Raw genomic sequence first — 19,157 nt, 5'->3', positions numbered from 1 at the left:
ATAACATTGGCTAAAAAAGGAATTTTGTTGATCAATCTTGGATCTCCGAGGTCAACTGCAGTAGAAGATGTAAAAGAATATCTGGATGAATTCCTGATGGATGAAAAGGTAATTGATTATCGATGGATTTTTCGGGCGCTTTTGGTTCGTGGAATTATTTTAAAAACCCGACCTGCAAAATCAGCGGAAGCTTATAAAACCGTATGGACAGAAGAAGGATCGCCTCTTATTGTTATCACCAAAAAGATACAGCAAAAGCTGCAAAAGGTAGTTGATATACCCGTTGAGATAGGAATGAGATACGCGGAACCCAGCATTGAAACGGGGATCAGAAATCTTGTTGAAAAAGGAATTACAGAAATTGTATTGTTTCCCCTTTATCCGCAATATGCAATGAGTACTACAGAAACAGTCATTGAAAAAGCAGAAGAAATCAGAAAGAAAAAATTTCCCGAGGTAAGAATCAATTATGTGCAGCCTTTTTATAATCGGGATGTATATACGAACTGTTTAGCAGAAAGTATCCGCGAGAAGCTTCCTGAAAATTTTGATGCCTTATTGTTTTCGTACCATGGTGTTCCCGAGCGGCATATTTACAACACAGACCGAACAAAGACGTGCAATATGAATGATTGCTGTCATAAAGATACCCATCCAAGTCATTCATTCTGCTATCGTCATCAATGCTTTAATACCACAGATCGCGTCATCAAAAAACTTAAATTGCCAAAAAACAAAGTGATTGTTTCTTTTCAATCCAGATTAGGAAAAGACAAATGGATAGAGCCTTATACAGATCATACCCTAGAAACTATTCCCGAAAAAGGAATTAAAAATCTTGCCATAGTTTGTCCTGCCTTTGTTTCAGACTGTCTTGAAACTCTGGAAGAAATTTCTGTTGAAGGAAAAGAGCAGTTTATGGAAGCTGGGGGTGAGAATTTCACATATATACCTTGTCTAAACGATGAAGATCGTTGGATTGAAGTGATTAAAATTCTATGTGAGGAACAGCTTAATCAATTCTATTTAGTATAGTTTTGATGATACATTACGTAGTTCTTTAAGGAATTAGGTATTTTTGTAAACTATTTAGCGGATATGAATTATACACTTATTAAAGATTTTGTAGACCTACTGCAGGAGTTTGAAACAGAAATTCAGGCATGTCCTGATTTATATCCAGAAAATATTCAGGGTTTTAAAGCATGGGTTTCTAATAAAGAAAATACTGAGCAAAAAAATAACTCAGAAGAGCCCTATTGGGAAGGTAAGGAGAATGGAAGAACTCCGGAAAGCGCCATAAGTACATTACTTGTTCATCTTAACCGGTATGCGAAAACCTATTCAAAGTCAGCAATTTCAGACTCGGAATTCTCTACTCAGGAAGACTTTATTTATTTAATAAATCTGAAAGCTTTTGGAGAGATGACCAAGATGGCTCTGATCAAGAAAAATATTCAAGATAAACCTGTCGGGATGCTTATTATTGCAAGGCTTTTGCATCAGGGACTTATTGAGCAGATGGATTCTGATGTGGATAAACGAAGTAAACTAATCCGTATTTCTGAAAGAGGATTGATGATTTTGGAAAAGCAAATGGATAAGATTCGTCAGGCTACCCATATTGTTGCAGGAAATCTTAATCACAGCGAAAAGATGGAACTTATACGTATTCTTAATAAACTGGATCGCTTTCATTATCCTATTTTTTCACGAAATATCCATTCTGAACAGCTTATCAATACAGTGTATGACGAGTATTCATTTAAAGATAAATAGAAACGAGCTAAAAACTAAATAAATCGCTAACTGTATTCAGTTGGCGATATTTTTTTTAAAAATAAATTAATATATGAGGAGATGGATGCTTTTTTGAGAAATAACTATAAGTTACAATGTGTTTATTTCACGTTAATTATTGATTGTATGTAGAAATTCGGTACCACAAATTAGGTATAAATACTTAATTTATATTGTTTTTAACATATTACTTTTATCCCATAATAATTCATAAAAATAAACTAATAATTATGGGAAATTTTGCATCATCTAGAAACCTAGGCAATGGATATCCAACTCCGGGTCCTCAGCGTCCTGATATTCAGGATATCATGAATCACGCTTATTTCTTGACAGAAGGTCAATGGAAAGAAGCAAGAGAAAATAATTCTTATGACTATATCGTAATTGGCTCAGGCTTCTGTGGGTATGCCTTTGCTAAAAGAATTTTAGAAAAAGACAAAGAAGCTACGATTCTAATGATTGAAAGGGGAGGATTCTTATTGCCCACTCACTTTCAGAATTTAGGGGCAAGCTATAAGAAACTGGTTGGTCCAATCTCTGAAACGTTTCCTTGGAGCTTATCTCAATCTACAATGCTTGAAAAAGCACCTTATCGGGTAACCCAACATGGTATGTTACCTTATTTTGGCGGGAGAAGTTTCTTATGGAGCGCCTGGTGTCCGCAACCCGAAGCAGGGCAAGTTGAAAAATGGTCTACGGAATTATATGAATCTCTAATAAAAAAGAATGGTGAAAAATCTTATTTTGATGATGCCATTGAGTTATTGCATGTTCATAAGTCTAATAGCTTACCTTTTGTGAAGAACTTAAAAAAATTAAAAGGACTGGATTTGGAAGACAATTTGAGTAAATTACAATTACCAGAATATGGAGTATTGCAAGATGCTATTTACAATAAAATTTATAAGAATAGAGAAAGTTTTAACTCGAATGTTGATAAAGGAAATCGTACCGGTGCTCAACTGATGAAGGTTGAGTACGCTTCTCTGGCTTGTGGTGATGGTGAGAATAAAGGGATTGATTTTAATAAATTTTCTACCCCAACTGCAATTCTGAATTTGGTAGACAGTACGGCATTTGATACTAAAAAAGATCCTGCTGCAGAAACAAGACGAAGAGAAAGAAATAATATGTACCCAAACAGGTTGCATATTGTTACAGAATGCGTCGTAGAAGAGATTTTAAATGAAGATAATAAAGCGTATGGCTTATCAACAACGAGGGGAACAATAGCATTGAACAATGCCGAATTGATAGTAGCAACCGGAGCGATGCCACCTGCTACGTTGATTCAGAAATCATTTAACCATCAATTAGCGGGTCAGCATTTTACAGCTCATACAATTTCTGCAATAACGGCCAGGGTAGAGAAGTCTAAGTTTTTGGAGCATTTAGGACAAGATTCGATTTCAGAAAATGACAATTTGCAGATGGGAGCTATCTACCTGCCATTCTTTGCAAAAAATAAGCAGCAGTTTCATATTCAATTGTCTATTATCCATGATCCTAACCCGAATAAGAATAGAGAGCTTGCTATGCGCTATATGCCGGATGTTGTGTCTACAGCCTCTCCGGAACAATTGGCAGACTCTGAAAATCATGTGATATTAGTATGTGCTATTCTGGGTGAATTAGATATTCACAATAAAGAAGCATATTTTCATGCTAATAAGGATCATGACATTACAACCGCTAGTGTCCTTCGCTGCAACCCAAGCTCAATAGATAAAGAAACATGGGATGATATGGGGAAAGCAGCCTATGATATTCTTGATTACTTATTTGATAAACCTGAATATTGGTATAGTGACCTGAACTATTATCAAGAGTCTCAATTAGGCAAGGATGTGGTCAAAGATTTGGACAAACGATCTAAAATGCAAAACTCTTGGGTAAATAAAGATAAACGTACAGCTTATCCACACGTTCCGGCAATGGTACACGAAGGTTCTACACTGCCTATAGTAAATAATAATGATATTGAGGCTGTAGTAAATTTAGAGTACCAACTGATAAACAGAGGAGCATCTGTATCCAATTTATTTATAACAGGAGCATCATTATGGGCACAAAGTGGTGCCTGGAATCCTACTTTGACTATGACGGCAATGGCATTACAACTAGCTGATCAACGAATTGCTGCGAAAAAAGTAGGTAAACCGATGAGTACTAAAGAAAAAAGTGTTAATGGTACAGGAAAACATACTAATAGTGAATATACAGAATCTATTGATGCTTTTTCTTTAATGGATCAATCTAAATTTTAAGCATGATGGATAATATAGAAACTATTCTACCTATAGAAATTGGTCTGGATTCAAGTCCTGTATTAAATATGGACGGTGTCTATACTTGTGTAAAAGATGTAGATTCCAGATTTGTATACTGCAATGAAACTTTGCCCAATTAGTGGGAAGTTCTGTCTCTGCTATTATAGGGACGATTGATGACAGAGAGCAGCATGTAAAGGATGATGAAGCAGTAAGAAAGTCTGGGGTACCCTTATTGAATCATCGCGAATTGATAGAATTACCGGACGGGTCGCTACAACCTATTCTTACACAAAAAGGGTTATGGCGATGCCCAACAAATGAATCCGAAATTTTAGGTACTACTGTTAACTTCGCATTGCAAAAAACTAAGGAAACATGGATTAAAGATTTGGGACTTAAATTGGTAGATCGTGTAGGCTATTTTGGTATTGATCATACTCATGACGCAGATAAAGATAGCACCTATTCTTTAAATTTTATTCTGATCGATAATCATCCAAAGTTAAAACTGCATAAGCTTACAATGGACGAGCAATGGTTTTTTCATGATGGCTCAGCATTGCAAATTTATATTTTCGACTTGGAGAAAAAGACAGCAACGGTTAAAGTGATAGGGCGGAATACAAGTAAAGGGGAAAAGTTACAGGCTATTGTCCCCAAAAATACATGGTTTGGTGCTAAAGTCGTCAATGAGGATTTTAATTTAAGCAGTTGTAGCTTAGCACCAGGTTTTCATGAAGGCTGTAGTACATCTTTACCAAGTGATGAGAAGGAACGTAAACTGTTTTTGGATCATTTGAAACAAGTTTTTCCGAAATATACGGTCATAATTGATGAACTTTCTTAAGTTTATAAGTAGCGAAATTTACCTCATTTTGAAAAAGATAATGAAACCTGCTCGAAGATAGCTTATGCATTTCTTCATGGAGTTCAAGAATTTTACACTTGAAAAAAGAGGTTGATAAATAAAAAATAGAGTCCGTTTTCACTATTTGTGAAACGGACTCTATTTTTATACTTACGATCTTTATATTAAATCAAAGTTTTATTTCAAAATCAAAACAGGGATATTGGTATTTTGATAAAGTCCTTCAGAAATACTTCTGTTCGCCATATAATAAAGGAAGCTATGTCTGCCTGGTAGAGCAATAATAAGGTCCGTATTGTTTGAAGCGGCAAAAGCCAAAATTCCGTTGATCACATTTTCATCATAGGAATAATGAATATTGCTCGGAATCTCCGTTAAATGCTGACGAATATAGTCTTCCAATTCTTTCTTTTTGTCAGCATCGATCTCCGTTTTTTCTTTAGTATTGATATTCAGGAATGATAAACGAACATCCTGTTTCTGAATAATTGATTTGTGTTGAAACAGTCTTTCAAGCTTTTTAATCCCATTGACATCGCAGGGAATCACAATATTGTTTACACTACTATATTGATAACTATTGGGAACAATCAAGGTTTTAACAGGACTTGTTCTTGCAATACTGATAATATTGTCGGAAACAAAACTTTCACTGGAAGAAGTGGAGTCATCACTTCCTAAAATGATCATTTCGATGGACGGCTGATTTTTCAATACTTCATTGATACTTCTTGTCAGTGCCCAATCACTTAACAGCCTGGAGACTTTTACCTCCGGTGAAATCTCTGCAACAACTTGACTTAGTTGGTCAAATCGCAATTCTGTTCTTTCCAAAAGACTATTGACACTTTCTTCATTAACGAATGAGTGGCCTTCTGCAATATGCAGATAATCAAATTCAGATTCTCCGGCAATTTTTAAAAGGATAATGTTTTGGTAATTATAATTTTTTGCCCATTCTGCGGCTACTTTTACAGCATTTTCCGTAGTGGGTGTAAAGTCAATAGGGACGAGGATTGTTCTCATGTTGTCTATTTTAAATCCTGATTATTCTAAATTAGCAGTCATTTTTTTTACTAAAAGAAGAGCTTTGTTGATTTCGTCTTCATGAAGATCACCAGCTGCTTTTTTATATAGCTCCAGTGCCCATGGATACACTTTTTCTACTAGCTTTTTTCCTTTTGAAGTAAGAAAGATCTGCTTGTTTCTTCGGTCATTTTTATAAGCAACCCTTTCTACCAGTTCTCTTTTTACAAGGGCATTAATAAGATAGGTGATGCTTGATTTATCTTTGCTTACTTTGTTGGCTATTTCCTGTTGATTGATCCCATCATTCCGGGATAGAAGTCCTAAAATTTCAACCAGTTCAACGGAAAGATCCGGATCATACTCATTAACGCACGCCTGAATTTTTTGCCGTAAGCGACTCTTCATTTCACTCATTGCCCAGCCCAGTTCTAAAGCCAGTTCGGACAGGTTATTTTGTTTTTCAGACATAAAATTCTATGTTGATGCTTCCTAACAAATGTACGGAAAATTAGTTTTAATTTCAACTAATTGGGTGTAAAATATTAGTGAATAGGTTTTTATACCAATAAAGAACAAATGTGAAATCCGTGGTAAAACAATATATTAACCTATTGATTTAAAACACATACAAGAATAATTTGTACTTTTATTTTCCAAAAGGCCACATAGTTCAATGGATAGAACAAAAGTTTCCTAAACTTTAGATCCAGGTTCGATCCCTGGTGCGGCTACTGTTAACTTCAAAGGGTTGCTTTTTTTATAGTATAGTATTCTATTTTGAAAATTGATACTGTATTTTAAACCTAAAAACCAATTCTACACAGATGTTTGCATATATTTTGGTGATTTTAACTTTTGCTGATTAATTTGTAATTATAACGATCTGCTTAAAAGTAAAAAACAGGATGAACCATTAAGAAAATGAAGATGCTAACATAAGTTAAGATTCATCAAAGATGAATGAAGAAAGCGCTTTATTAATAGCTTTAGCTATACCTTAACTTCTCTTAATCACTTAAAAAATCTTAATAGTTCAAATATTTTCAATCATTCATCACTAGCTGATCAAAATTAATCAATTGATTTTAGCTAAAGGAGCAAAGAAAAAAAATGATTTTGAAATATTTATAGACTTCCTATGAAATAAAAGAATCTGCCCTTTAGGGGCAGATTCAGTAGATAAGACATCTCATTTTTTTAATTAGACAACAATAAAAAGCACAGCCGACAATGCTGTGCTTAAATTTTTATTTCAAATTTAATTGCAATTTCAAGAGTAGTAAGAAAAGCAAATAAAGTTTCCACTTCGATGTTTATTACATAGTAAATGTAGTGATATTTTTAATACGGAATATGAATTTAATGTTAAAATTCACAAGTTATCCACATTTTATTGTGGATAAGTCTGGCGTGAGTCCACAAATTACTATTTAATAAGATAAGATATGCTCAATATTACTGTTCATTCAGGTATTGTAGTACAAAGTCATTCAAGGTGTTTTTCTCCTCATCACTGCCTTTATTATCCATGTGACTATGATTGATGGAAGTTGGCTGAATGGTCATACGATACTTTTTTTGCTCTTCTTCTGTAGGCAATACTCCTTCATCTGCAGGATAATCATTGGAACGGAGTGAGTATATTTAGGAATGCTTGTTCTGGGAAGGAACATTCTTCTGTTATCCATGGCAATAATCTTATAGACCAGATTAGGATGCTGATTTCCAAATAAGGCCACCATATCACCTCCATTGGAATGTCCAATTAACGTAAGGTGTTTATAATCCAGATTGGGATTCGTCTTTTTTAGTTCGTTCAATACATATAATATATTGTCAGATCCATTTTGCCAGAATGGCCTTCTTACCATTTGCAGGTTTCCTTCTACAGGCAATGGAGCGTCTGTAGTTTGTTCGTGCTGAATGCTCACTGTAAAATATCCTTTAGAAGCCAGCTTCTCCGTTAAATAAGAATACACAAAATAATCTCCACCTTTATTGAAACCATACCCGTGATTAAAGATAATCAGTTGTTGGTTGGGAATCTTCTTATTGGTTTTAGGTAAATAATAGGCAACAGGGATTTTACGGTTTCTGCTTTGATCGAATATGGTAAGGGTATCCCGCTTCACTTCATACTCATTTTCTGAATTTATATTTTTCTTTACAGAACAGTTCATAAAAAGGAGGAGAGCAGGTGTAAGGTATATTACTTTTTGGAATTTCATGGTAGAACAGATTGAGAACAAAAATCAGAATTTTCTTATTATAAAAGAAATTATTATTGAAATAATTTATGAATAAACAATTTATGAGGAAAGCGGATTGAATAATAACCATCATATTTAAATAAGACTATTATAGTATCTCAAATTGATAATTCTGAATACATCAAAAAAGCCTGTTTCTTAATTAATATAGGTAATCATTTTTTATTTCTTATGGCCATACATCAGTATGCGCTTAAATGCATAGATGGCCGGATATTTTGTAAACCTTTTTGAGATACGTGATTTAAATTCGGAAATGAATTTTTCTTTCTGTTCTCCTTCCAGACGTTCCAGATAAGGTAGGAGTGCTGTTCCTGAAATAAATTCATATAAAGCCTCATGATCATCAGCAATGATAGGGTAAACCTTCTGAAATATTTCTATATCCTGAATTCCGTTGTCAAATAAATCTGTGCATAATCATCCATCGAAAGTACCGGTGAATCACGGTTGAAATGATTTAATTGTGATGCATAAGGTTCTTCATCTGCCATTTCCGTTAGAATCTGGTTGAGAATATTTTCTTTCTGAACAGGCATCTGAATAGCCAGTTGACCTTCAGCAGACAATAGTCCAATGATTTTAGGGAATAAAGTTTCGTGATCATCCGCCCACTGCAAAGCGGCATTGCTGAAAACAAGATCCCACTTTTGAACAGACTGAGCTATTTCTTCAATACTCTGAAGCTTAAAGTGTAAATTGTCATTTTCAAATTTTTTCGATTTTTCAAGCATTTCTGCTGACGAATCGATTCCTAAAAATGTAGAACCTGTCAGCTTTTCCGTTAAAATAGAGGTTTGTTCTCCGGTACCACAGCCTAAGTCAATTGCTTTTATATTGTTTCCAGGATTAATTAATGCAGCTAAATCGTAAAACGGTTTGTAACGTACATCTTTGTATTGATCGTAGAGTTCGGGGTTCCAAGGCATAAAAATAATTTTGAAGTGATTGTATAAATATAAGAGAATCTATTGTAAATAATATTCAAAATACCGATGAAAAAAGCGACTGTTTCTAAAACAATCGCTTTTAATTTATTTCTCAAGCTTTTCCTTGATGTATTTTGCGGTATGAGACTTTTTATTTTTCGTAAGGTCTTCAGGTGTTCCGGCAAAAACTACTTCACCGCCATGTTTTCCTGCTTCCGGGCCAATATCAATGATATAATCGGCACATTTGATAATATCCGGTTGATGCTCAATAACGATCACTGAGTGCCCAAGGTCAATTAATGCCTGTAAAGATTTCAATAACTTTTGAATATCATGGAAATGAAGACCAGTAGAAGGTTCATCGAAGATAAATAATGTCTTATCTGTTGTAACTCCTTTTACCAGGAATGAAGCCAGTTTCACACGCTGTGCCTCACCACCGGAAAGAGTAGAAGAACTTTGTCCTAACTGTAGATAACCTAATCCAACTTCCTGTAATGGTCTCAGTTTGGTAACAATTTTTTCTTCATTATTATCTTTAAAGAACTCCAAAGCTTCATCCACGGTCATGTGAAGGATATCGGAAATACTTTTCTCATCGAATTTTACTTCAAGAATTTCACTCTTGAATCGGGTTCCTTTACAAACCTCACATTCAAGCTCAATATCAGCCATAAACTGCATCGAAACATTGATAACTCCTTCACCTTTACATTCGTCACATCTTCCGCCATCTACGTTGAAGGAGAAATGTTTGGGTTTATACCCCATCATTTTAGCTACTTTCTGCTTGGCAAAAAGATCACGAATGTCATCGTAAGCTTTCAGATAGGTAACAGGGTTTGAACGGGAAGACTTTCCAATAGGATTCTGGTCGATCAGTTCGATATTTTTGATCAATTTTTTTGGAAATTCTACAGAATCATAGTCTCCTTTTTTACCCCCCATTCCCAACTGAATCTGAATGTCGTTGGTAAGGATCTCCTTCATCAGGGTAGATTTTCCACTTCCTGAAACTCCCGAAATAACGGTGAGACTTTCCAAAGGAACGTCTACATCAATATTTTTAAGATTGTTTTGACGAGCTCCTTTAATATGAATCCATTCTTTTGCCTTTCTTCGCTTCTTAGGAACTTCTATTTCCAGTCTTCCTGTAAGGTATTCTGAAGTAAGGGTATTGGCTTTTTTCAAATCTTTATAGTCTCCTGCAAAAACAAGCTCCCCACCAAGATAGCCCGCTTCCGGCCCAATATCAATAATGTAATCGGCAGCGTGCATTACATCTTCATCGTGTTCTACTACGATCACTGTATTTCCTAAATCGCGAAGGTTTTTCAAAACTTCGATAAGGTTTTCCGTATCCTTAGAGTGAAGACCAATAGAAGGTTCATCCAATATATAAATAGAACCTACCAACGAACTTCCTAAGCTTGTTGCCAGGTTAATTCTTTGACTTTCTCCTCCTGAAAGGGTATTCGAAGTTCTGTTTAATGTTAAATATCCTAAACCAACCTTTAATAAGAATTCAAGACGGGTTGTGATTTCATATAATAATCTTTTCGCAACTTCTTTATCATGATCTGATAATTGTAAGCTGTTGATCATTGGAGCAAGTTCATCCAATGGAAGTTCAATCATTGATTGAATATTATGTCCATCTACCTTTACCCAGCTGGTCTCTTCACGAAGTCTCAATCCTTCACACGTTGGACAAAGAGTTTTTCCTCTGTAACGGGAAAGCATTACTCTGTACTGGATTTTGTAAAGGTTTTCTTCAAGCATTTTGAAGAAATTATTGATGCAAGGGAAACTGCTTTTGCCATCACCTTTCCAAAGGAAGCTTTTTTGTTCCTTTGTCAATTGGTGATAAGGTTTATGAATAGGGAAGTCTCCAGCCTTTTTAATGAAGTCTTTTTTCCATTCGCTCATCGTTTCGCCTCTCCAGCAGACTACTGCATCTTCATAGACAGACAATGTTTATTGGGAACTACAAGATCTTCATCAATACCGATTACCTTTCCATATCCTTCGCAGGCAGGACAAGCTCCGTACGGATTATTGAAACTGAAGAAATGAACGTTCGGTTCAAGGAACTCCATACCGTCCAATTCAAATTTATTGGAGAATTCTTTTACCTTTTCAGTATCTGTATTCTTTAAAGCACAGTAACCACGGCCTTCATAAAATGCCATTTGAATAGAATCTGCCAATCGCTGTAAAAAGCTTTCGTCTTCTTCATAAGAAAAACGGTCGATCACAAGATTGATCTTCATCCCTTTTTCCGGAGCAAATCCGAAACTTTCAAGATCTTCGATCCCTGCGACATTTCCGTTGATTTCAAGTCTTGTAAAACCGGCAAGTTTTAAAACATTTAAAGTTTCTTTAAAGTTTTCTGCATCATATTCCAAAGGAGCAGTTAATAAAAAGGAAGTATCTTTTTTAGAAGCCTTGATAAAGTCAACCACATCAGACACTGAATCTTTTTTTACTTCTTCTCCCGAAACAGGAGAAAAGGTTTTCCCAATCCTTGCGAATAAAAGTTTCATATAATCATAAATCTCAGTAGAAGTCCCTACTGTAGAACGCGGATTAGAAGAAATTACCTTCTGTTGGATCGCGATGGAGGGAGCGAGACCTTTAATGTCGTCAACTTTAGGTTTTTCTAATTTTCCTAAGAACTGGCGAGCATAAGAACTCAAGCTTTCTACATATCTTCTTTGTCCTTCTGCATAAATGGTATCAAAAGCCAAAGATGATTTTCCACTTCCTGATACTCCGGTAATAACGATCAGTTTATTTTTTGGAATCAGGACATCAATATGCTTCAGATTGTTAAGATGAGCATTCTTAACGAAAATCTGTTTTTTTATATCTATTTCTGTTATATCAGCCATATTTTGTTTATTCATAAAAGGAACTGTACCGTGTTGTAAACGGTCAGTTTAATGGTGTTTTCCGGAAAATTCCGGGAGTCATCAATTGAACTTTTTAAATTATTTCCAGATTCAACTGATAGAGGCAACTTATTGATAGAACGCTGCCAAAATACAGTTAAAAAAGAAAGTTTTATCCGTAAAATTAAGACCCACAAAATTACGAATTTTTTAGCGAAAATTGTATGTTTCTCTTATGACTAAAATTATATATAAAAAATAGAAATGAGGGGGCTGGTGAACAAAAATGGTGACCTAAAAAGAGGATTTTAGATCTATTTTAGAGAATTATTCTCTCTTAATCATTTATTTTTATTGAATTTTAAATGCTTTCACGGTGTCTGGTGTATTTTTTTACCATGGTATTGTTTTATGTTTTAAAATTATTTAAAATTGTATTCATAAATATGTAATATAGAAATGAGAAAATTATTCAGAGATCTAGTTACACATTTAATGAGAAAAAGATAGAATTAGCCCCTCAAAAAAGTACAGACGCAGCATTCAATGTTGTGTCTTTTTTTATGACAAGTATCATTTGCCTGTCTTCATGAACTCCCTTACTTTTGAACCTTGTTAAAAGAAACTACGGAAACGATTATGATCAAAAAGATAGGAAGTGCTTTTTTTCTGGGATCTCTGCTTTGGGTAAACGCACAGGAAAAGACGACAGATATTGAAAGCGTTGAATTTCAAGGGAAATTTATCTCCACTCCTTATAAAAGTGCTAACCAAAATATTACGGTTATCACGAAAGAAGATATTGCCAATGCTCCCTCCAAAAGTATTGATGAAATTCTTCAGCAGGTACCGGGAATGGACATCAGAAGGAGAGGATCTAATGGGGTACAGAGTGATATTAGTTTCCGAGGAAGTTCTTTTGAACAGGTTTTGTTACTATTAAATGGAGTCCGAATTAATGATTCCCAGACAGGACACAATTCTATGAATATTCCGGTGGATCTGGAAGATGTGGAAAAAATTGAGATCATCAAAGGACCTGCTGCCAGACGTTTTGGACAAAATGCTTATGCTGGTGTTATTAATGTGATTACCAAACCCGGAGTAGGAAAAAAGATTAAAATAAGTGCCGAAGGAGGTGATTATAGTTCTTACAGGCTGGGCTTCAATGCCCAGATGGGAAATGAGAAATTTGCCAATACTCTTCAGGCCAATACTTCCGGATCAGAAGGATATATGTACAATACCGATTATGAAATCAGGAATGTATTCTATCAGGGGAAACTGAATATTAAAAATGGAGATTTGAGACTTCAGGCGGGGTTTTCGGAAAAGAAATTTGGGGCTAATGGATTTTATGCTTCCAAATCTGCTGTAGATCAATATGAAGAAATGCAGGCTTCTATTGTAAGTATTGCTCATCAGCAAACCTTTGGGAAATTAAAGATTAATTCCAATGTATACTGGAGAAGAGGACAGGACATGTATCTGTATACCAGACAGAATCCTAATGGCTATAGAAACATGCATATTGGAAATAATGTGGGTGGTGAAGTGAACTCCAGCTATCAATGGGGATTAGGAACTACCGGAGTGGGGGTAGAGTTGAGAAAAGAATTTTTGGTGAGTAGTAATTTAGGAAATCCAAACCGTTTTGTTTCCCAGGTTTTCTTTGAACATCATTTCTCATTATTAGATAAAAATTAAACATTACCCCTGGAATTTCATGGGCAAATTATTCTAAAGAAGGAAATTTCTTCTATCCTGGGCTGGATGTTGGATATAATTTCAATCCTAATAATAAAGTGTATGGAAATATTGCCAAAGTACACCGTATTCCTACTTTTACCGATCTGTATTATGTAAGTCCACAGGAACGTGGTAATCCAAATTTACAGCCTGAAAATGGTATTTCATCTGAAATAGGGTATCAATACCAGGATAAAAAGATTTTAGCCAAAATTAGTGGATTTTTAAGAGATTCGAGGAATTCTATAGATTGGGTTAAAAAAGATATCAATGATAAAACATGGGCTGCTGATAATGTAGGAAACATCAAGATCAAAGGGATAGAAGCGGAAATAAATTATAAAATGAACGGCTGGCTAAAGCTGATGGCAGGGTATACCTACATTGATGGTAAGTTTCAGAAAGCCAATGAATTTGTTTCAAAATATATTATGGATAATCTGAGACATCAGTTCATTGGTAAAGTAGAAACAAAATTCCTGGGTGCTTTCACAAATGAGATTGTTTACCGATACAATGAAAGAATGAATCTGGGAAGTTATCAGCTGTTGGATGAGAAATTAAGCTTTACCAAAAAAGAGTATTCGGTATATGTTTTAGTGAATAATATCACCAATGTAAAATATACAGAAGCATTTGGTGTTCCAATGCCGCAAAGATGGTTCCATATCGGGTTTTCTTATACAATTAATATGAAGTAAGTATTAATTCAATATTAATTAAAGTTAATATTAAGAAATTGTTAAAAAATTTACATTTGCAAAAAATTTTTATGAAACGTTTTATAGGTTTAAGTTTACTTCTTAGTCTATCTTTCTTCAAAGCACAGGAACATATTTCCAGCTTCAATGCAGTGACTTTAACCTATAAATTTCATCCTAAATTTTTCCTTTATGGTGAAGGCCAGCTTCGAGGTAACGAAGAATATTCTTATCCGGATTATTATGAAGTGAAAGGAGGATTAGGGTATAACCTTACCAAAAATCATAAACCATTCATAGGACTTGGAAGGTATGTGAACTATAAGGATCACAAACTAACTAAGGAAGAGTTCAGGGTATGGCTTCAGGATATTATTGATGTCAAAAAGGGGGTCGTAAAATTTGAAAACCGTTTCCGTGTGGAAAAAAGTTGGTTTTATGAGCCTCAAACGGATAATACTTCGCAAAGGATGCGTTACCGTTACCGTCTGAATGTAAGCGTTCCGTTAAACTCTAAGACGATTGAAAAAGGAACTGTTTTTGCGAATGCTTATGATGAAATCTTTTTTGTAACCCCGATGAAGCCTACTTTTGCCAGAAACAGAGTATATGGCGGTTTCGGCTATCAGATCGATGAGTATTTTGGAATCGCAACGGGATACCTTTGGCAACGTGAATTTGAAGCGAAAGGGAATAAAAATCTACATTTTATTTATCTGGCTTTAAATATCAACATTGACGATACTGGCCATCATGTGAGAACCTACGATTTCCCTGGAGCGGATTAAGATGCTTTGTCTAAGTCTGACTGTAAATTTAATAGTTCCTGTTTTGTATTAAGGTAATAAGTCGTTAAAAGAGCCTGATATTTTTCAATCAATAATGCTACTGAATCCACTTCATTCTGAAGATATCGGTCATTATTGAAATAGATATACTCAGCATTTACAAATTGCTGAAGAAGATCATTTTCTTCAGTTGTCAGCAATTCTTTGTACGCTGATTCTTCAAGAAGGCTTCTTATCTTTTGTTTAAAAGGCTTTTCTGCCTTCAAAAGCTTTGCTCTGTGCATTCGGATTTCTTCAAAAGGTAAAGTAATGCCCATAAACTGTAAGTATCCGATAAAGTCATTAAGACTTTCCTGAAATTCATCAAATTCTTTGTCTATTGCCGCCATTTTTTTGTATGTACCTATGAGATTCATTTGCTGTTCATCGCTGCATCGCCGGTAGTAATATTGGAAAATGGATTTATCGTTTTCAAGAAGTTCAGTTTTTACATGGGTAAGCTCTTTTTCAAGTTGCGGGATAATGCTTCCGGCATCTTTTGTTTTGTGTAAAGTGCCATTATATCTGAATGTTTTTATTTCTTTTGGTTGAGAAACTAAGTACTTTAAGATTTGAAGGTCTTGCTCTATCCCTGATTTTTCATACACAAGAGAAACTTTTTTATCACTGAACATATCAGATTCATGTTCATGCTTTGAATTCGTAATAATCGTTTCAAGATTCTCTAAAATAGGATTATGTCTTTCATAATAGCCATTAAAACGAGAGATCAGATTCTGATAATTATTGTTTTCCAGATAGAGTGTTGTGAATAATTTGCCATCAATAACTTCTCCAACATTTTTAATATTTAATAATGTGAGGTATTTTGAGGTTAAGGCTTCGCATATATTTTCATACCCTTTTATTATTTCTCCGGCAGGTTTGTGATCTTTGTTTGTATTCTGGGTTGGATTCTCTTTGATCCTTTCAACTCTTTTGGCGATATCAGGATGGGATGCCCATTGGTCTTCAATTTCAATTCTGGATTTGTTATATCGGGTCAAATCTTCAATATCTATCTTTGGAAGTCCGTTTACATAAGGGTGATTATTTCTTTCGCTGAAAACTTTCATTAAAGAAGTTTGGTTTTCATAAAGATTTTTAGGACGATATTTCTGATTGCTTTCAATATAGAAACTGAGTGCATAATTGAGTGCAGCATCACTTAATTCTAATCGTAATAAAGAGGAGACCTGCTCATCCGGGTTTGTAACGAAAGTTGAAATAGCATCGGCATGATATTCCATTTCCCTTTGCAGAGAAGCGTGATTTTTAAAAAGAAAATTTGAAATGCTTTTAAGAATATATTGAAATACATTGATGAAGCCTACAGAAATAAGACCGAAAATTTTAAAGAATACATTGCCTCCTGAAAACTCTATAATGAAATTTTCATAATCTTTATTATTGTAAACGGTTTCAAAAATAATTTTTTCAGCTTGATTTACATAGCCACCAACTTTCATACTTCTTTGGGAAAAATGACCAAACTCGTGAGCTAAAACTGTTCTCAATTCTCCGGTACTTGTTGTATTAATAAGCCCCATACCTATAGTAAGGTTTTTCTTTACAGGCAGAAACATGCTCCAGAAAATAGAATTATAGCTTACACTGGCATTTACCTCTGGCGAAAGAAAAACTTTCTTAGGAGCCTGAGCTTTTGTTTCCCTCACAATGTCGTCAATCATGTTAAAAAGTTCGGGCTGATGGGAACGTGTTACTTCTATCAGGTGCTGTGTATTGTAATTATTTTTTCTGAAAATAAATCTGATAAGAAAGATAAATACAAAAATTCCTATGCTAAATAATCCTACAGCTCCAAAAATCGTAAAATAATTGACCTTAATCCTCAATAGCTGAATAGCACCATAGCCTAATAGGAAAACCAATAGGAGAGAAGTTAGGGTAAGTAGTAAATAAATCAAAAAAAAGACTGAAACTGATATAATAGCAGAAGTCAGCTTAGATTGATAAGCATGTGAAATTTTGGGCAGGTTATTAGTCATTTGTGTTTTTTTTAATTAATATTTCTCGATCAGATAACGATAAGCTTTAAGATATTTATTAAATCTTTTGATATCCTTGGGAGTAAGCTCTCGGTTTACTCTTCTAAGATCCATATTGTCACGAAGGTCATTAATTTTTACAGCAACCGCAAGAAGGGATCTTTCCGTTCTTTTAATGAAATCATCATAGTCTTCTTCCGGATCGAATTTGGTAAGGCAGCTGATGGCAAAAATAATGTATTCAGGAAATCCTTCAGCTCTTAAATAATCCAGACTGAATTCTACGGGATGATCTTCAACAACATCATGAAGTACACCAACGATTTTTTCATCAATGGTTTTACCATATTCCATGACACGCATAACATGTCCTATGTAAGGAGCGTGGTATTTATCAGTTTGTCCTTTATGAGCCTTATCGGCAATCTTTATAGCTTTGTTGAGTAATTCTTCCTTTGTCATTTTTTCTAAAAAATAGAGTACAAAAATAAAAAATGCCTTAAAAAAATAAGACATTTTTAATGAGATTATTTAAGATTATTTTAGAAATTTGTTTCATCCTCCACAGAAGCATTGGGAGCATTGTTTTTTACGGATTCTATTCCGTTTTCCATCCCGTTATCAGATTCGTACATCTGGCTGGTTCCAATAATTTGTCCGTTTCCGGCTTTAAGATTAAAATAACATCTGCCATCCCGGGCAGTATTTCTTTCAAATTTGGCATCTTCCTGAGCATTGGTTTTTACAGAACTGATTCCGTTCTCACAAGAGGGTTTTGTACTGTATCCTTGACTTGTTAAAATGACTTGGCCGTTTCCAGCTTTAAGATTGAACTGAAACTCGCCGTTGGTTCTTTTAGAAATAATAAATTTTCCCATGATAATAGTTTTTTGAGTTGTGGTTTGGTTATTACTTAAATAGAATTGCTTCTACTTTTAAATTAAAGATAAAAAAATAAAAAGTTATGATCAATAAATATGTAAACATTATTGATTAATGAAAATCAATTCCATACTTACATCTTACGGCTTGCCCACTTATTTTAGCAGGAATCCAGATTTCTTTTATGGGTAAAATAGCTCTTTTTATCTTTTCATTTTTATCTTCATCCGTACCGGAAATTTTTACCCCTGAACATAACCCATCCCTTTCTACTACAAATGACATTGTAAATGGATAAGAATCTGCAAGAGTCCCAATTTTGGATAGGATTATATTTTTAAAATTCTCAATACCCTTTTGGTAAAAAGCTTTTTGTTCAACACTTTCGAATACCTCAAGGGTGCTTATTCTTTTATTTCCAAAAAAATTATAAGGGTTGTTAGTTCCTTTGCCTAATTGATCGTTGCTATGGCTAACAGGTACACTTACATGATATCGTACTTTCCAATTGCCCATTCCTGCGGCTATCCATTCTGTTCTCATTTTTTTAAATCCATTGATTACTTCTGTATTAAAATCTTTTTCATCGCCCTCAGCTTTTATTGAACTTACAGAGCCATCTTTTTCAATAATAAAGCTAAGTTCAGAAAAGTAAAACGTATTGTTATTATTAAATTTTTTAAGATCTAATTTCTCAAGAAGTAATTTTTTGAACTTAGTAATTTCTCCTTTAAATTGTGGAATAATCTCTGCTTGTTCGTAAGGTTTTTTGTTGCCATAAATTTTTTCTTCAATTGAAGATGCTTTTCCTGCAGGTGGATGATTTGTCACCTGGCTTTTAACAAAAATTGAAGAAGCTACAGTAATGATCAGTAAAAATGTTTTCATGGGTATGCTTATCTTACATTAAATATTTCTGC

Annotated in this window: 16 protein-coding genes, 1 tRNA gene and 1 pseudogene; 9 read left to right on the top strand and 9 right to left on the bottom strand. The window is 34.4% G+C overall.

The features are described 5' to 3' along the window. Positions 1-6: 6 nt before the first annotated feature. From hemH to QWZ06_RS14485, 5 genes are all read left to right on the top strand, one after another. Positions 7-1,035, top strand: coding sequence for a ferrochelatase (gene hemH / locus QWZ06_RS14505; RefSeq protein WP_290299035.1), 1,029 nt, complete (start codon positions 7-9; stop codon positions 1,033-1,035). A gap of 63 nt (positions 1,036-1,098) precedes the next feature. Further along, complete coding sequence (locus QWZ06_RS14500; RefSeq protein WP_290299033.1) at positions 1,099-1,779, top strand: MarR family winged helix-turn-helix transcriptional regulator; 681 nt, start codon at positions 1,099-1,101, stop codon at positions 1,777-1,779. Positions 1,780-2,030: 251 nt separating this feature from the next. Continuing rightward, positions 2,031-4,070, top strand: coding sequence for a hypothetical protein (locus QWZ06_RS14495; RefSeq protein WP_290299030.1), 2,040 nt, complete (start codon positions 2,031-2,033; stop codon positions 4,068-4,070). Between the two features lie 2 nt (positions 4,071-4,072). Continuing rightward, entirely contained in the window at positions 4,073-4,213 is a 141-nt protein-coding gene (locus tag QWZ06_RS14490; RefSeq protein WP_290299028.1) for a hypothetical protein, read from the top strand. Further along, complete coding sequence (locus QWZ06_RS14485) at positions 4,213-4,923, top strand: cupin domain-containing protein (protein ID WP_290299025.1); 711 nt, start codon at positions 4,213-4,215, stop codon at positions 4,921-4,923. Before QWZ06_RS14490 ends, QWZ06_RS14485 begins: the two co-directional genes overlap by 1 nt. Before the next feature lie 198 nt (positions 4,924-5,121). Here QWZ06_RS14485 and QWZ06_RS14480 read toward each other — a convergent pair whose 3' ends face one another. Together QWZ06_RS14480 and QWZ06_RS14475 are read right to left on the bottom strand one after the other, a co-directional pair. Further along, complete coding sequence (locus tag QWZ06_RS14480; protein ID WP_290299024.1) at positions 5,122-5,970, bottom strand: universal stress protein; 849 nt, start codon at positions 5,968-5,970, stop codon at positions 5,122-5,124. A gap of 21 nt (positions 5,971-5,991) precedes the next feature. After that, positions 5,992-6,441, bottom strand: coding sequence for a MarR family winged helix-turn-helix transcriptional regulator (locus tag QWZ06_RS14475; RefSeq protein WP_290299022.1), 450 nt, complete (start codon positions 6,439-6,441; stop codon positions 5,992-5,994). A 191-nt stretch (positions 6,442-6,632) separates the two neighbouring features. Here QWZ06_RS14475 and QWZ06_RS14470 point away from each other — a divergent pair. Continuing rightward, positions 6,633-6,704 (top strand) — tRNA-Arg (locus QWZ06_RS14470). Positions 6,705-7,535: 831 nt separating this feature from the next. Here the strand turns inward: QWZ06_RS14470 and QWZ06_RS14465 are convergent. The 3 genes and pseudogenes from QWZ06_RS14465 to uvrA form a co-directional block, all read right to left on the bottom strand. Further along, positions 7,536-8,201, bottom strand: coding sequence for an alpha/beta hydrolase family protein (locus QWZ06_RS14465; protein ID WP_290299019.1), 666 nt, complete (start codon positions 8,199-8,201; stop codon positions 7,536-7,538). A gap of 422 nt (positions 8,202-8,623) precedes the next feature. After that, positions 8,624-9,172, bottom strand: a complete 549-nt coding sequence (locus tag QWZ06_RS14460) for a methyltransferase domain-containing protein (protein WP_353959974.1) — start codon at positions 9,170-9,172, stop codon at positions 8,624-8,626. Between the two features lie 105 nt (positions 9,173-9,277). After that, a pseudogene (gene uvrA, locus QWZ06_RS14455) lies at positions 9,278-12,069 on the bottom strand (excinuclease ABC subunit UvrA). A gap of 639 nt (positions 12,070-12,708) precedes the next feature. Here uvrA and QWZ06_RS14450 point away from each other — a divergent pair. The 3 genes from QWZ06_RS14450 (at position 12,709) to QWZ06_RS14440 (ending at position 15,307) form a co-directional block, all read left to right on the top strand. Continuing rightward, entirely contained in the window at positions 12,709-13,776 is a 1,068-nt protein-coding gene (locus QWZ06_RS14450; RefSeq protein WP_290299017.1) for a TonB-dependent receptor, read from the top strand. 2 nt (positions 13,777-13,778) lie between these two features. Next, positions 13,779-14,519, top strand: coding sequence for a TonB-dependent receptor domain-containing protein (locus QWZ06_RS14445; RefSeq protein ID WP_353960018.1), 741 nt, complete (start codon positions 13,779-13,781; stop codon positions 14,517-14,519). Between the two features lie 71 nt (positions 14,520-14,590). Next, positions 14,591-15,307, top strand: a complete 717-nt coding sequence (locus tag QWZ06_RS14440) for a DUF2490 domain-containing protein (protein WP_290299016.1) — start codon at positions 14,591-14,593, stop codon at positions 15,305-15,307. On the opposite strand, the gene QWZ06_RS14435 is transcribed toward QWZ06_RS14440, so the two are convergent. From QWZ06_RS14435 to QWZ06_RS14420, 4 genes are all read right to left on the bottom strand, one after another. Next, a complete protein-coding gene (locus QWZ06_RS14435) occupies positions 15,304-17,355 on the bottom strand; it encodes a M48 family metallopeptidase (protein ID WP_290299014.1) in 2,052 nt (683 codons plus the stop codon). The two genes, QWZ06_RS14440 and QWZ06_RS14435, sit on opposite strands and share 4 nt — an antisense overlap. A gap of 15 nt (positions 17,356-17,370) precedes the next feature. Continuing rightward, on the bottom strand, positions 17,371-17,817 hold the full coding sequence (locus tag QWZ06_RS14430) for a phosphohydrolase (RefSeq protein WP_290299012.1): 447 nt from the start codon (positions 17,815-17,817) through the stop codon (positions 17,371-17,373). A gap of 80 nt (positions 17,818-17,897) precedes the next feature. Further along, positions 17,898-18,233: a YegP family protein gene (locus QWZ06_RS14425; protein ID WP_290299010.1), complete on the bottom strand. Its 336-nt coding sequence runs from the start codon at positions 18,231-18,233 to the stop codon at positions 17,898-17,900. 115 nt (positions 18,234-18,348) lie between these two features. After that, the gene (locus tag QWZ06_RS14420) at positions 18,349-19,125 is read right to left on the bottom strand and encodes a hypothetical protein (protein WP_290299008.1); all 777 of its coding nucleotides are present in this window, start codon (positions 19,123-19,125) and stop codon (positions 18,349-18,351) included. Positions 19,126-19,157: the final 32 nt, after the last annotated feature.

The organism is Chryseobacterium tructae, from assembly GCF_030409875.1.
Taxonomy (GTDB): domain Bacteria; phylum Bacteroidota; class Bacteroidia; order Flavobacteriales; family Weeksellaceae; genus Chryseobacterium; species Chryseobacterium tructae.
The sequence above is the reverse complement of the archived record's forward strand: the minus strand, read 5'-3'. Positions and strand labels throughout refer to the sequence as shown.

What these genes read in the sequence shown, in the direction of transcription:
- QWZ06_RS14500 (WP_290299033.1), top strand. Translation starts at nt 1,099, where the DNA reads ATGAATTATACACTTATTAAAGATTTTGTAGACCTACTGCAGGAGTTT.
- QWZ06_RS14495 (WP_290299030.1), top strand. Translation starts at nt 2,031, where the DNA reads ATGGGAAATTTTGCATCATCTAGAAACCTAGGCAATGGATATCCAACT.
- QWZ06_RS14490 (WP_290299028.1), top strand. Translation starts at nt 4,073, where the DNA reads ATGATGGATAATATAGAAACTATTCTACCTATAGAAATTGGTCTGGAT.
- QWZ06_RS14480 (WP_290299024.1), bottom strand. Translation starts at nt 5,970, where the DNA reads ATGAGAACAATCCTCGTCCCTATTGACTTTACACCCACTACGGAAAAT.
- QWZ06_RS14475 (WP_290299022.1), bottom strand. Translation starts at nt 6,441, where the DNA reads ATGTCTGAAAAACAAAATAACCTGTCCGAACTGGCTTTAGAACTGGGC.
- QWZ06_RS14465 (WP_290299019.1), bottom strand. Translation starts at nt 8,201, where the DNA reads ATGAAATTCCAAAAAGTAATATACCTTACACCTGCTCTCCTCCTTTTT.
- QWZ06_RS14460 (WP_353959974.1), bottom strand. Translation starts at nt 9,172, where the DNA reads ATGCCTTGGAACCCCGAACTCTACGATCAATACAAAGATGTACGTTAC.
- QWZ06_RS14450 (WP_290299017.1), top strand. Translation starts at nt 12,709, where the DNA reads ATGATCAAAAAGATAGGAAGTGCTTTTTTTCTGGGATCTCTGCTTTGG.
- QWZ06_RS14440 (WP_290299016.1), top strand. Translation starts at nt 14,591, where the DNA reads ATGAAACGTTTTATAGGTTTAAGTTTACTTCTTAGTCTATCTTTCTTC.
- QWZ06_RS14435 (WP_290299014.1), bottom strand. Translation starts at nt 17,355, where the DNA reads ATGACTAATAACCTGCCCAAAATTTCACATGCTTATCAATCTAAGCTG.
- QWZ06_RS14430 (WP_290299012.1), bottom strand. Translation starts at nt 17,817, where the DNA reads ATGACAAAGGAAGAATTACTCAACAAAGCTATAAAGATTGCCGATAAG.
- QWZ06_RS14425 (WP_290299010.1), bottom strand. Translation starts at nt 18,233, where the DNA reads ATGGGAAAATTTATTATTTCTAAAAGAACCAACGGCGAGTTTCAGTTC.
- QWZ06_RS14420 (WP_290299008.1), bottom strand. Translation starts at nt 19,125, where the DNA reads ATGAAAACATTTTTACTGATCATTACTGTAGCTTCTTCAATTTTTGTT.